The organism is Pseudoalteromonas rubra, assembly GCF_001482385.1.
GTDB lineage: Bacteria > Pseudomonadota > Gammaproteobacteria > Enterobacterales > Alteromonadaceae > Pseudoalteromonas > Pseudoalteromonas ardens.
The window spans coordinates 3,146,833-3,159,770 of record NZ_CP013611.1 but is presented as its reverse complement, the minus strand read 5'-3'; the positions used below and the strand labels follow the sequence as shown (position 1 = coordinate 3,159,770).

Below are 12,938 nucleotides of genomic sequence, written 5' to 3'. Positions count from 1 at the left end.
ATTTATAAGTTCACCGGGTAACGCCCTTCGCTGTCAGGACGACCTAAGAATTTAACCGCATCATGGACTTCTTTTGGTAAAGAGGCTTCGGGTTTGATATTGCCTGCAACGCGGAACTGCATGTTGGCAGCCAACGTTGCGTCAGCACGCAGGCCTAAGCGATTCTCCGGATCCACTGTGACGGCAATATCGCCAGATTTACAGCTCAGTACACCACTCATATCACCGATACTGAACCAGCCACTAAGCCCTTTGATATCAATATTGGGACTACTGATCTCACCGGTGAGCGCCTCACAGTATGGCTGACCGGTATGGTACTCATCAATACTCAGGATCACGCGACCCTTAGCATCCACGGGCAGCGGCAGGGTAACCTGCTGCATCGCCTGTTCGACGCTAAAACGCAAAGTGGCATCATCCAGCTGCGCAGCCTGGTCCAGTAAAGACACAGAGAAATTACTACTACCAGAAATTTCATCCAGTGCTCTGGGTGAGCCAAAACGTACTTTACCCTGTAACTGACCCGTTAACAGTCCCCAGCCATTTAGCTGCCAGGTGACGTCATTCAGTTGCACATTTTCGTAACGGACTTCACTGATCCGCCCTTCCCATACCGAGCCCGATACGGCCCCAATGGCCAACGCACGAGGTAAAGAGCCCTGCGAAAGCTGCAAAACTATACTGGCTGGCATGCTAATGGCAGCAAAAACACCAAAGGCCAGCAAAAAAACCAGCACTAAACTGATGATCTTCTTCATACTTAATTCTCTAATACCAGACGGCTAACTCGAACATACCCGGGCGCATCTTCCTTACCCAGATCCAGATTAGCCACTTTAACACCATGCTGATTGGTCAGCTCGTCCAGCCAGGCAATCAACTGGTTAAACTCCACATTGTCGATATTGACGCGCAGCGCATTATCATTGGGCTGCATTTTGCTGATGACAATTTTATATTTACCACGCGTACGGTTTACCAATTGAGTCAGGTTAACATTGGCCGCAGAGGCGCGGCCAGCCCCCTGGCTCTTCAGCTGGGTCACACTTTTGCCTACCCAGGAAACCAGTGCCTGCTGTTTATCGACTTCTTTTTCTGCTTTTTCAACCGCGCTATTGAGTGGACGGATGATCCCCATCACCAGCACAAACACACAAAACACAACCCCGCCAAGGATCAGGAGCTTTTGCTCCTGCTCTTTAAGAGATTGCCAATAATTGATCACTTGCTGTTTCATGCTGCACCTCGAATGCGGATCTCACCAATCACGTAGTCGCCATCATTATTAAGTGCACCTTGCTGCACAGTCATGCCGCGCTGCTCCAGGATGCTTTTCACCTGTCCAAAGACCTGGAAGCCGTTGGCTTTTGCCCGGATCCGCAGTTCGTTACGACGTTGGTCATAGCGCAGTGTTTCGGGTTCAAAGTCCTTCACTTCATCGAATACAGTCACAAAGTGATTGGTCAACTCAAGGAAGCCACCTTGCTGCTCGCCTGATAAACTATTCAGCTCATTCTGGATCTGTTTTTTCAACAAGTGCGGACGCACCACTTTATTCGGAAAAGCTTGCTTATAACTGGCAACAGCCTGCGCGCTTAGTTCGTCAGCCTGATTCTGCAACAAGATCAGCTGCGTTGACTTTATGCCGATAAAACAGACCAGGGCGATTGACGCGGCAATTAAGCCTGCTTGCCAATCACGCCACCACTGAGGCTGCTTTTTCTTGGCGGCAAATTTACCCTGACGTAAGTTAAAGCTTTGCTGCTCAAGTTGTTTGGCAAATAACGCCAATGGTAAGTCATACTCGCTTTCCATCGCATCGAGCGTTTTGTTCGACGCCAGTGCCTCACCCGGGCTGAAGTGTTGAATGCGTTCCTCAGGTAGCAATCCTAAGAAACCAGCCAGCCAGTCAGATTCAACGCCACTGACCTGCCACTCTGCTGAGCGGAACAACCACTGCGTGCCCAGCTCTATGGCACTGATAGCATTGTCTGGCGGCGCAGGCAATAATAATGCATCAGGCAGCAAGCGCTGAACACTGATATCAAAATCATCGAATAACGCCATCCAGGCTACTAACCAGGCTTTATCACATAAGGCCACATCTATGGTGTGCTGCTCGTCACGCTGACCCGCTTTACCTACTGCGATAAAGGCCGAATCAATATCGCAGGCAATTTGCTCTTCCAGCATGAAAGGCAGGGCCTGCTCCAGTTTTCGATTCCACTTGGCCGGTAAATCAATCGTTTTTAACTGCACGCTAGAGGCTGGCAGCAACACGACAACCGAGCGGCTTTGTGCTTTTTCACTAAGCTCACCGAGCAGTCCGGCATGCTCCAGCTCACCGCTGGCAATGATCTGCGCGTCTTGCGCCGACCAGGCTAACCAGTGAACCGGCTCTTGTTGTGAGTGACCCACACGGATCATCAATTTTTCTGACACTAAACGCCTCCAAATTTACGCGCTAGGATGCTCGCTCGACCATCTTTTATTTCGATTATTGAGGTCAGGCGAAACAAACGCTCATCGAACTGAGCCTTTGCTCGTAACTTAAAATAATTGCTTGAAATAGTAAAAATTTTATCGTTCTTTTGTTTGTCGGAAGCACCCTGATTTGCCGCTTCCGAATAAAATTCCTGTATTGAGTCAAAGCCTTTTTCAGGACGAGCCGAAATAATCGCCTCTGCGCCAGACTCGCTCAGCCCCTCCATTAACGCGCTCAGCAACAATGCTTGCTCAGGCTGAATGGTATTTACATTAATCGCCAACTCAGTGCTGCCCGGGATAACGCACACATAAGGCAGTAACTTTTCCATCACCAGAGGGTTAAACCCTTTGATGATCCTCAGCTCACTGACTGAAGCAAACAAGTTATTTGCTGTCAGATAAGGGGTTCTGAGTGACATATATTCATCTTCTTCAGCACCCGAGCGGAACGTAATGCTGTCATCGTCCAGCCAGTCATAGACGCTATCTGCCATAGCCTCTTCACTTTCTTCACTGGGCAAGTCTTCGATGTTTTTTAACAGCTCAAGCAGCGCTTTGTGCGCCGGGCTTGTCTCATTTCGGCCGCCGCTGTTTTGCGGTTTATTACGCAATGCATTGAGGTTTAAACAGGCCTGTAAATCCGTGATCTCACCGCTCAGGGTGCCATGATCAACCGGATAGGGTACCTCTTCCAATGCCCAGGGTTGTCCCAGGTGGACTTTGTCCGGCTCGTCTTTACGGCTATCGAGCAAGACCTTTTTAACCAACTCTTCCGCCCCATAGCTATACCACTTGGCTTGCTGATGGGTCTGCAGATTGGTGGCTTTTTGCACCTGTACCATCAGACTCATGGTCATTTCTGTGGCGATAGTCGCAGCCAGAGCCACAATAAACAAAACGATGACTAACGCTGCACCACGTTGAGATTTCACGCTAGCCCCTCCTTTGTCCATCATTGTCATTTCGACCGTTATTATCGTTGTTATTGTTATTATTGCCGTTGCGATTATCGTCACCGCTGCTGGCTTGTTTCACTTTGCCATCGCCTGGCGTCAAAAAGATGCGTCGGATTGGCTCAGCCTCTTGTTGCTGTATCGTCACAGCAACCGCCAAAGGCAGCGCTTTAATATCCCAGCTATTCTGCCACTTCTGCTTATCGTCCAGAAACTCAAATTTAAGCTCTTCAACGTTTTCCAGGATCACCTGACTGCGAGGTTCAGTGCCATCGAGCTGATCAACATAAATTCGGTAAATGCGTTCCAGATTATCATCGACTACCCGATAACCTACAGCCTGTAATTCAGAACGAGGCAGCAGACTAATTGGATTGGTCCAGCCATCACGTACAAAAGCAATCCCATCGTACTGACTGTTCAGGTTGTAGCGACCATGAATGATATAGGTTGGGCTAAAATCCCCCGCCTCATTACGCACTTCCCGTTTGGTCATCTGATTGAAATCTTGGTCCATCAAACGAAACATGGTTTGCAATGATTCCAGCTCTGCCACGGTTTCTTCAGATGCTTCTTTGGCTCTGAGTGTGGTGTCCAGGATCTGATGGGTGGCAGTGACTACCATGGCCAAAATAGCCAGGGCCAGTAATACCTCAATCAGGGTAAAGCCGCCCTGTCGGGAGGAGATATGCGCGCGCATTATCGCTTCCCTTTTTTATAAATAAAGGTGGTCAGGTCATACACTGAGTGTTCACGTTTTTCATCGGAAAACACTTCAATGGTGACCTTTACAAAAGTGGGGTCAGCCGTTGCGAGAGTAGATTGTGACCAATACCAGGTTACTCCGCCCATTTCCTCATCGCCTTTAAGGCCATTGCGTACCGCGCCCTCTTTGGCGCCAGCGCGCATCATTACAAGGCGGTTTTCGGCCACCCAGGAAGCATAAGCTTGCTGTTCCAGGGTACTGATGTGATTGATATGCTCACCCGTTGCCTGCATCGCAGCAATCCCCGCAACGGCACAGATACTGAGTGCAACCATCACCTCAAGGAGTGTAAAGCCAGCTTGTTTTGTCCTTGCTACCAGGCCATTCATGAGTCTTCCGGCTCCTTGCGTAAATTCACCGGCGCCATAAACTCGCCTTCAACAAAATACACGGGCTCACTGTCTTCCTCGAGCTCAAGGCTGAGCTGAAACGCACTGACCTCTCCCGACGACAATAACAAGACCTGAGGGATCTTCAGTTTTTTCAGTTCCAGCAGGCTTTCTTCATCGCCGCTGCCCATCAACTCACGCCAATTGGCCTGCTCAAGCATATTGTCCTGTGCCCAGGCTAAATCTTCCGTCGTGAGTACAATTTTATACTCATCTGAATACTCTACTGCCTGATAGAGTTCTTCGGCCTCAAAAGTCGTCCACTTTTCACCGTCAAAAACCAGAAATTCAAGCTTTTTCTTATCCAGGTGAAAGCCCAGCTCAATCTGATTGAGAATGGCAAACTCAGAGGCCATGTTGATCACACTATGCAGTCGGAGCGCTTCACGCTCCAATTCTTCTTCCATATCGTCAGACAGCGTATAAGTGACCAGATTGACTGAAAAGCCAATGATCACCAGCACCATCAGGATTTCGATAAGGCTGAACCCGGCCTGACGGCCAGATTTAGGCAGGTGTGCCTGACGCACACCGGATTGAAGGTTTACTGCTGTGTGCATAAGAATTAACGGTCTTCTTCGTTGTCCCAGTTACCCAAGTCATCTTCTGTGCCTACTTCGCCGTCAGGCCCCATAGAAAAGACGTCGATCTTACCCATTTCACCCGGACTAACCAGTTGATACGGATTACCCCAAGGATCTTCAGGTAGCTTTGAAATGAAACCGCCGTCCGGAAAACGCTTTGGTACAGGGTCAATGGTGGTTTGTGTTACCAAGGCTTCCAGACCTTGCTCTGTGGTTGGATACTTTTTATTCTTAAGCTTGTACATTTTCATTGCGTCTTCAATCTGACGAATGTCCAGCATCGCTTTTTCTTTTGCTGCTTCTTCTTGTTGACCCATAATGTTAGGCGCCACGATAGACATGATCATCCCGATGATGACCAAAACCACCATTACTTCTAATAATGAAAAGCCGGATTGTTTTTTCACGTTGATTACCTCAATGCTGTTAGCGTGCGGTGCCAGACCGGCACGCTGATGTTGTATATGCAATTAATTTGACTACAGACCAATTGCTTTGTTCATCGCCATGATTGGCTGTAGGATCGCCATTACGATAAACAGCACGATCACGGCCATGCTTGCAATCATGGCAGGTTCGAGCAGTTTTAACGAAACGCTGACCATACTTTCGAATTCCCTGTCCTGGTTGTTAGCAGCACGCTCTAGCATTTGCTCCAGTTCCCCGGACTTTTCACCACTTGCAATCATATGAAGCATCATGGGCGGAAATAACTTTGTTTGTGCTAATGCAGCTCGCAGGCTTGCACCTTCACTCACATGGATTGCCGCTTCGGTCACGGCCGCTTTTATCTTCTCGTTTTCCAGTACCTGACCAGAGATTTTCATCCCTTCCAGCAAAGGTACGGAACTGGAAGACAAAATACTCAGAGTACGGGCAAAACGCGCGGTATTGATGCCACGGCTAATTTTACCAATGCCCGGTAGCTGTAACAGCTTGGCATCGTACCAAAAGCGAACCTTGGGCCGTTTAAGCGCTTGTTTGATTAAAAAGACGCTGCCGAAAATGGCGATAAGAGACACCATCCAGTAGGCCTGCACAAAATTACTGGCTGCCATAACCCATTCTGTTGTCCACGGCAGAACCTGTTTAGATTTCTCAAAGGTTTTTAGGATTTTTGGTACCACAGTACCCAGCAGAACCGACACGATAGCAATAGCAAATATCACCAGAATGGTAGGGTAAACCATCGCCTGCGTGATCTGACTGCGCATATGTTGACGCTGTTCGGTATAGTCTGCCAGGCGATTTAATACTTGATCCAAATGGCCCGACTTTTCACCAGCTGCCACCATGGCCCGATACAAATTATCAAACACATGCGGGAACTCTGACATACCATCAGCCAGCGTGTAACCTTCAACAACTTTAGAACGAACTGCCATCAGCATACGTTTGAGACGTGGCTTTTCACACTGCTCTGCCACTGCCATTACGGCGGCTTCTACAGGCAAAGAGGACTGGATCAACGTCGCTAGCTGGCGGGTGATCAGGGCAATATCGGAAACCGAAGGTTTATAACCACGTGACAAACTAAAGCCACCTGAACTGGCGGACTTTTCTTTTTCCGCAGCCGGCGCCACCTCTAGTGGCATCATGGCTTTTTCGCGCAGCATCTGGCGAACCTGCTTGGCAGTGTCTGCCTCCAGTATGCCTTTTTTCTCTTTTCCTTTGCCGTCTAAAGCACGATACTCAAACGCAGCCATTAGCCTTCCTCACGGGTGACCCGCATCACCTCTTCCAGCGTCGTCTGACCTTTCAGTACTCGAGCACAGCCATCCTGACGAATGCTCGGACTGAACGTCCGTATGTACTTCTCAACCGACTGTTCACCTTTACCGTTATGGATCAATTCACGAATGTGCTCGTCCACTATCAGTAATTCATGAATACCGGTTCGGCCCTTGTAGCCGTTGAAGTTACACTCTTCACAGCCAACAGCACGATAAATGGTCGTTTGCGCACCTTTCTCGACCCCCAGTAGCTCGCACTCGCGGTCATCCGCCAGATGGGCTTCTTTACAGTTAGGGCATAAAGTTCGTACCAGTCGTTGAGACAAGACACCCAACAAAGATGAAGATAGCAGGAAGGGTTCAACGCCCATGTCTTCCATCCGGGTGATCGCACCCGACGCGGTGTTGGTGTGCAGTGTTGACATCACCAAGTGACCTGTCAGTGACGCCTGAACGCCTATCTGGGCTGTTTCCAAATCCCGGATCTCACCGACCATCACCACATCCGGATCCTGACGCAGTATCGCGCGCAGACCACGGGCAAAAGTCATATCCACTTTGGGGTTCACCTGAGTCTGACCAATCCCGGGGATCTCATACTCAATAGGATCTTCTACAGTCAGTATGTTGCGATCTCTGGAGTTAATCTGCGTCATACCGGCATACAAGGTGGTACTCTTACCTGAACCTGTCGGCCCGGTAACCAAAATGATGCCGTGTGGCTTGGCAATGATCTCAGCAAATAGCTCTCGGTTACGCTCCGTCATTCCCAAATCTTCCAGATTCAGACGCGCATTGTTCTTGTCTAACAGACGCAATACAACACGCTCACCAAAACTGGATGGCATGGTGGAAACCCGCACATCAACAGCACGACCAGCGATACGTAAACTGATCCGGCCATCCTGTGGAACACGCTTTTCAGCGATATCGAGTTTGGCCATAACCTTGATCCGAGATACCAGCAGTGAAGAGAGCTTACGATTAGGTTTAAGCACCTCTTTCAACACACCATCCACCCGGAACCGGATCACTAACTCCTGCTCAAAGGTCTCGATATGAATATCCGAGGCCCCTTCTTTGATTGCTTCGCTCAGCATGGCGTTGATCAGTTTGATGATCGGCGCATCGTCATCGGCAGCAAGCAAGTCTTCGGTTTGCGGCATTTCTTCGGCGAGCGAGAATAGATCGACCTCGTTGCCAATGTCTTCCATCATCTGCTGTGTTTCTGAGCTGTCTCGCTGATACGACGCTTCCAGCAGCAGCTCAAACTTGTCATCATCCAGCTGCTCAAGGGTAAACCCAGCCTGTGCAATACGACGTACTTCAAGCAATGCATCCAGCGAAGGTTGCCCTTTATAGTAAACTTTCAACCCTTCTGGTTGCTGACTTAACAGCAAGCTCTGGCGTCTGGCATAGGCAAAGGGCAGGCGTACATGCGACCCGGCCTCTGCATCCATTGAATCATCCAGCGCCAACGCTGTTTCATCATGATCGTCAATGAGTTCCTGTATTGCCTCAGTCATTGTTCTTCTCGTTTTGCTCGTTCAGAAACTCTTCATACGTGGGTGGCAATACCATGGCATCATCCCACTGTGGCAGGATAGGAGCATCCTGCAGCGGCATCAGGTCAATACCATCTTCACGTTGCTTAGTCTGCTCACCGCGGATAAACTTATATTTAGCATGGCTCAGCTCGTTCATGCTGCGGCTGTCACGAACAATCGTCGGACGAATAAATACCAACAGGTTACGCTTACGCTTAGTCGTGTTCGTTGACTTGAACAAGTGCCCTAAGAATGGGATATCACCCAACAGAGGTACTTTAGAGACACTTTCCTGAACATCTTCATCAATCAGACCACCCAGGATAACCATACCGCCGTCATCCGCAATGACGGTTGTGTTGATAGCACGTTTATTCACTGAGATATCAACCGCTGTTGCACCGCTGACGCTGGAAACTTCCTGCTCAATGGTTAGCTGTACTGCGGTGCCATCATTAATTTGTGGCGTGACTTTCAATTTAACACCCACTTCCTGACGGTCTACGGTCTGGAATGGGTTAGAGTTGTTTTCACTGGCCGTTGAGCCTGTGATGATAGGCACTTCCTGACCGACAATCATAGACGCTTCTTCGTTGTCCATGGTCGTGATTGATGGTGTAGCCAGAATATTTGAGTTGGTATCGGTTGATACGGCCTGGATGATCGCACCCCAGTCGTTTTTCACCACCCCCATTGCCAGACCATTGATGCCGCCCAGCAAAGAGCCCAGTGCACCTAAATCACCTTCAACGGTTTCGTTGTATTCGGTTATCTTGGTCGGGTCTTCTGTACCTGCCTGAGTACGAACAACCGTCTTATCTCGTGCCTGTTCAGCCGCCACAGCCAAAGAGCCAACCGGTACTGTTGTGCCGTTATTGAACTGCAACATACCGCCTTTTTCGGTGATCCATTGCAGACCAAAGTTGATACCATCACCTTCTTGTACTTCTACAACAATGGCTTCAACCAGTACCTGAGCACGACGGACGTCAAGTTTTTCGATTACGCTGGCCAGCGAGCGCATGGTGTCCGGTTGTGCGGTGATAACCAGTGAATTTGAATCTTCGTGCGCCTCGATACTGGTTTCGTTCTTGTTACTGCGGGTACGGGTCTTACTCCCCCCCTGCGCTTCTTCTTGCAGGGTTTTACTCACCCCTTGCAGTACTTTAACCAGCTCCTCGGCTTTTGCGTAATCCAGATAAAATACCTGCGTATTACCCTGGTTTTGCAATTCTTCATCCAGGCGTTTAATCAACTCAATGGCTCGGGTGCGCGCTTGTACTTCACCACTGACCACCACACTGTTAGTTCGGTTGTCCGAAACAATTTTCGGGATCAAGAATTCAGGAACCTGATTTTTACCGCCGTCTTTGTAAATTTTCTCTACCACCTGAACCACGTCGTCAGCCGTGGCATGTTGCAGACGAACAATGTCAACGCGTTGATCACCCGCCTGGTCAACCGACTTGATGATATTAACCAAGCGATTCACCGACGCAGCATGACCCGTCAACATCATTACGTTGGCGGAGTTGAAGTTAGTCACATGACCGCCATCTTTTTGGTCACTGAACTGACGGATCAATGGGCCCAGTTCTTGTACGCTAACATTTTTAACTTCCACAACCCGGGTGATCATCACATCCCCGTTATTGTCGTTGCTATCGCCGACCAGAGGTACATTGGCTTTTTTACCATCCGAGCTGCGCACGACTTTCAGTACCCCAGTTTCCATTTCAACGACCGCGTAGCCGTAGACTTCCAGTACGTTAAGGAAAAACTGATAGTAAAGCGCCTCATCCATCAGCTCATAGCTGCGAACATTAATGTTGCCCCGTACATTTGGGTCAATAATGATGGTTTTGTTGAGATTCTTACTGATGATATTAATGAACTCGTTAATATCAGTGCCTTTAAAGTTGGCCGCATACTCAACCGCAGAAACAGACAAGGACAATCCAGCCGCAAATAACAGAGCTGCATACTTAGCTAACCCTTTTTTGATTTTTGTGAGGTGTAGCTTTCTACCCATGATTTTTATAACTCCAAAATTATTGTCTTTACAGGCTAAATTGCACATCGACAGTCTGGCCGTCACGTTCAATCGTGATATTGGCGTCAGTGCTATTTCTCAGCTCATTCATTGCTGACATAGCCTGTTTCATATCCGTGAGTTGGAAGCCATTAATAGCAATGGCGAGATCGTTATTTTTAAGCCCCATTTTCTTAAACAGTTCGGGGTCTTTGCCTGGGCGCAAGCGATAACCAACCAGTTGGCCATTGCGTCGTTCAGGCGAAATACGAATGTAGTCAAACAATTTACCCGGCTCAGCCAGCAATTCGTCACGACGTTGCTTCAGCTCCTCACGGGTTTGATTACTGACTCTATTTGGTTTTGCGGTGGTACGACGTGGCTGTACAGGTGTTGCGACCTGACGGCTGAACTCGATGCCATCAAGCATCAAAGTTTCAAACCGACCACTCACATCCAGGATCACCCTATCTGGCAGAACTTGAGCGAGCTTGGCACGGGTACCCTTAACAGCATCCTGGACCACGTAGGTTTCCTGACGCCCCTGAGATTCAATTATCGCCAGCCCGGCAGCATCATTCTGGCTGACTGCAACAATACCAGTCAGGCGCACATTTAGCTGCGTTTCGGGTGCATCAGAAATCACCGGTTTAGGCGCTTCAACCACAGGCTTTTTGTTGGCTTTACCAAACACGTTGTGGCCAAGAATAGAGCGACTGCTGACTGCTGCCGAATTCTGCGCATACACTTGAGACTGGGTAGGTAAAGGCTGGGTCTGTGGTACTGGCCAAAGCAGCCAAAATAACTTAGCAAAAAGAAATGCGATATACACAACAGCCAAATACACCACCAGGCGGCTAAGCTTCGCGTGGGGTAAGTTATGTAGTAATTTTTGCAACTGTTGTAGCTGTAATTCCATATGTCATATTCTTATTCTGTTGAGCGCCTCAGTGTACCGTCTCGAATTCGATTCAACAAGCACGCGTATATGAAACTTTAAAGTAAATAGGTACAACTTAGAATACCTAACTGAACACAGCATTAACAGTGCCTGTGGCTGAGATGTAACCACATCAGAGCGTGTTCAGATGCTTTTTTTGCCTCATCAAATGTGTTAAATTTCACCGATTAAATTAGCTTTGGGCATTAGTTAACGAATTGTGACAAAAGTCAATCAAGAAAACAACCTAAGCGAAGTGAAAGTACGCCTGGACAAGTGGCTCTGGGCGGCACGCTTTTATAAAACCCGTACCATCGCCCGCGAGATGATCCAAGGTGGCAAGGTACACTACAATGGCCAACGCTGTAAACCCAGCCGAATGGTTGAGGCTGGCGCAGTGATCAAACTGGCACAAGGTTTTGATGAGAAAGAAGTCACCGTGCTACAACTTATGGAAAAGCGCCAAAGCGCCCCCATTGCCCAGACCCTCTATGAAGAGTCGGCAGCCAGCCTTGAAAAACGGGCACAAAATGCGATTGCGCGCAAAAACAACAGTTTTTTTGCACCGCGCCCTGAGCATAAACCAGATAAAAAGCAGCGTCGCGAACTGCTCAAACTGAAATCTAGCTAGGATCCAAATTGATGCAACAAGATTTACTTCATCGATATATTTTCGATCAACTCGATGTACGTGGCGAACTCGTACAAATTGAACAAACCTTTAATGACATTATCAGTGGCCATGACTACCCGAAGGAAGTGCAAACTTTATTGGGTGAGCTATTGCTTGCATCCAGCCTATTGACTGCCACTTTAAAGTTTGAAGGCGACATCACTGTACAATTACAAGGTGATGGTCCGGTTAAATACGCGGCCATAAACGGTGATCATAAGCAAAATATGCGCGGTATCGCCCGCCTGCAAGGTGAAATCACTGGCGGCAGTATTCAGGATTTGATGGGTAAAGGCTACATGGTGATCACCATCACCCCCAATAAGGGCGAACGCTATCAAGGGGTTGTACCATTGAACGGGGAGACCTTAGCAGCCTGTCTGGAAGACTATTTTATCCAATCTGAACAACTCAAGACCCGCTTGTGGTTCGCCACCGATGTTAATGGTGAGCGTGCTAAAGCAGCCGGATTGTTTTTACAGGTACTGCCAGTAGACAAAACCAAGTCAGAAGAAGATTTTTCGCATTTAGAAGCACTGAGCAATACCATTAAAGACGAGGAATTGCTTACGCTGGACGCACAAACAGTCCTGACACGCTTATACCACGAAGATAACCCGCAGCTGTTCGAACCCCAGGAGATTAACTTCGTCTGCGGTTGTAGCCGTGACAAAACCATCAGTGCACTGGCCAACATCGGCCAGGAGGCACTGTTAGAGGATATCCAGAAGCAAGGTGAGATCAATATCAGCTGTCATTACTGCTTAAAAAACTACCGATTTGAAGAACAAGATATCAAGGCAATTTTTAATTAGCCGCGGTATTTTTAAC

General features: G+C 48.5%; 14 protein-coding genes. 2 read left to right on the top strand and 12 right to left on the bottom strand.

Translation table 11 applies throughout. The annotated features are described in order from the left end of the window. Window positions 1–2 precede the first annotated feature (2 nt). From AT705_RS13755 to gspC, 12 genes are all read right to left on the bottom strand, one after another. Window positions 3–761 carry a type II secretion system protein N gene (locus tag AT705_RS13755; protein ID WP_058797001.1) on the bottom strand — a complete coding sequence of 253 codons (759 nt, stop codon included), beginning with the start codon at window positions 759–761 and terminating at the stop codon, window positions 3–5. A 2-nt stretch (window positions 762–763) separates the two neighbouring features. Further along, window positions 764–1,240, bottom strand: a complete 477-nt coding sequence (gene gspM, locus AT705_RS13750) for a type II secretion system protein GspM (RefSeq protein ID WP_049863350.1) — start codon at window positions 1,238–1,240, stop codon at window positions 764–766. Continuing rightward, a complete protein-coding gene (gene gspL, locus AT705_RS13745; RefSeq protein ID WP_058797000.1) occupies window positions 1,237–2,445 on the bottom strand; it encodes a type II secretion system protein GspL in 1,209 nt (402 codons plus the stop codon). Before gspL ends, gspM begins: the two co-directional genes overlap by 4 nt. After that, window positions 2,445–3,443, bottom strand: a complete 999-nt coding sequence (gene gspK / locus AT705_RS13740; protein ID WP_058796999.1) for a type II secretion system minor pseudopilin GspK — start codon at window positions 3,441–3,443, stop codon at window positions 2,445–2,447. The genes gspL and gspK overlap by 1 nt, the downstream gene beginning before the upstream one ends. Further along, the gene (gspJ, locus tag AT705_RS13735; protein ID WP_058796998.1) at window positions 3,424–4,143 is read right to left on the bottom strand and encodes a type II secretion system minor pseudopilin GspJ; all 720 of its coding nucleotides are present in this window, start codon (window positions 4,141–4,143) and stop codon (window positions 3,424–3,426) included. Before gspJ ends, gspK begins: the two co-directional genes overlap by 20 nt. Next, window positions 4,143–4,538 carry a type II secretion system minor pseudopilin GspI gene (gspI, locus tag AT705_RS13730; protein ID WP_049863346.1) on the bottom strand — a complete coding sequence of 132 codons (396 nt, stop codon included), beginning with the start codon at window positions 4,536–4,538 and terminating at the stop codon, window positions 4,143–4,145. Before gspI ends, gspJ begins: the two co-directional genes overlap by 1 nt. After that, window positions 4,535–5,158: a prepilin-type N-terminal cleavage/methylation domain-containing protein gene (locus AT705_RS13725; RefSeq protein ID WP_237113731.1), complete on the bottom strand. Its 624-nt coding sequence runs from the start codon at window positions 5,156–5,158 to the stop codon at window positions 4,535–4,537. Before AT705_RS13725 ends, gspI begins: the two co-directional genes overlap by 4 nt. Before the next feature lie 5 nt (window positions 5,159–5,163). Then, window positions 5,164–5,589, bottom strand: coding sequence for a type II secretion system major pseudopilin GspG (gene gspG / locus AT705_RS13720; RefSeq protein ID WP_010387120.1), 426 nt, complete (start codon window positions 5,587–5,589; stop codon window positions 5,164–5,166). Window positions 5,590–5,661: 72 nt separating this feature from the next. After that, window positions 5,662–6,888, bottom strand: coding sequence for a type II secretion system inner membrane protein GspF (gene gspF / locus AT705_RS13715; protein WP_058796997.1), 1,227 nt, complete (start codon window positions 6,886–6,888; stop codon window positions 5,662–5,664). Continuing rightward, on the bottom strand, window positions 6,888–8,441 hold the full coding sequence (gspE, locus tag AT705_RS13710; protein ID WP_058796996.1) for a type II secretion system ATPase GspE: 1,554 nt from the start codon (window positions 8,439–8,441) through the stop codon (window positions 6,888–6,890). The genes gspF and gspE overlap by 1 nt, the downstream gene beginning before the upstream one ends. Continuing rightward, on the bottom strand, window positions 8,434–10,494 hold the full coding sequence (gene gspD, locus AT705_RS13705) for a type II secretion system secretin GspD (protein WP_049863344.1): 2,061 nt from the start codon (window positions 10,492–10,494) through the stop codon (window positions 8,434–8,436). Before gspD ends, gspE begins: the two co-directional genes overlap by 8 nt. Window positions 10,495–10,522: 28 nt before the next feature. Continuing rightward, window positions 10,523–11,413, bottom strand: coding sequence for a type II secretion system protein GspC (gene gspC / locus AT705_RS13700; RefSeq protein ID WP_058796995.1), 891 nt, complete (start codon window positions 11,411–11,413; stop codon window positions 10,523–10,525). A 241-nt stretch (window positions 11,414–11,654) separates the two neighbouring features. Here gspC and hslR point away from each other — a divergent pair, with 241 nt between their 5' ends. Both hslR and hslO read left to right on the top strand, forming a co-directional pair. Then, entirely contained in the window at window positions 11,655–12,065 is a 411-nt protein-coding gene (hslR, locus tag AT705_RS13695; protein ID WP_058796994.1) for a ribosome-associated heat shock protein Hsp15, read from the top strand. A gap of 11 nt (window positions 12,066–12,076) precedes the next feature. Next, window positions 12,077–12,922, top strand: a complete 846-nt coding sequence (gene hslO, locus AT705_RS13690; RefSeq protein WP_058796993.1) for an Hsp33 family molecular chaperone HslO — start codon at window positions 12,077–12,079, stop codon at window positions 12,920–12,922. Window positions 12,923–12,938: the final 16 nt, after the last annotated feature.

Bases quoted from the DNA above. Each gene is read 5' to 3' on its own strand.
- AT705_RS13755 (WP_058797001.1), bottom strand. From the start codon at position 761: ATGAAGAAGATCATCAGTTTAGTGCTGGTTTTTTTGCTGGCCTTTGGT.
- gspM (WP_049863350.1), bottom strand. From the start codon at position 1,240: ATGAAACAGCAAGTGATCAATTATTGGCAATCTCTTAAAGAGCAGGAG.
- gspK (WP_058796999.1), bottom strand. From the start codon at position 3,443: ATGGACAAAGGAGGGGCTAGCGTGAAATCTCAACGTGGTGCAGCGTTA.
- gspJ (WP_058796998.1), bottom strand. From the start codon at position 4,143: ATGCGCGCGCATATCTCCTCCCGACAGGGCGGCTTTACCCTGATTGAG.
- gspI (WP_049863346.1), bottom strand. From the start codon at position 4,538: ATGAATGGCCTGGTAGCAAGGACAAAACAAGCTGGCTTTACACTCCTT.
- AT705_RS13725 (WP_237113731.1), bottom strand. From the start codon at position 5,158: ATGCACACAGCAGTAAACCTTCAATCCGGTGTGCGTCAGGCACACCTG.
- gspF (WP_058796997.1), bottom strand. From the start codon at position 6,888: ATGGCTGCGTTTGAGTATCGTGCTTTAGACGGCAAAGGAAAAGAGAAA.
- gspE (WP_058796996.1), bottom strand. From the start codon at position 8,441: ATGACTGAGGCAATACAGGAACTCATTGACGATCATGATGAAACAGCG.
- gspD (WP_049863344.1), bottom strand. From the start codon at position 10,494: ATGGGTAGAAAGCTACACCTCACAAAAATCAAAAAAGGGTTAGCTAAG.
- gspC (WP_058796995.1), bottom strand. From the start codon at position 11,413: ATGGAATTACAGCTACAACAGTTGCAAAAATTACTACATAACTTACCC.
- hslO (WP_058796993.1), top strand. From the start codon at position 12,077: ATGCAACAAGATTTACTTCATCGATATATTTTCGATCAACTCGATGTA.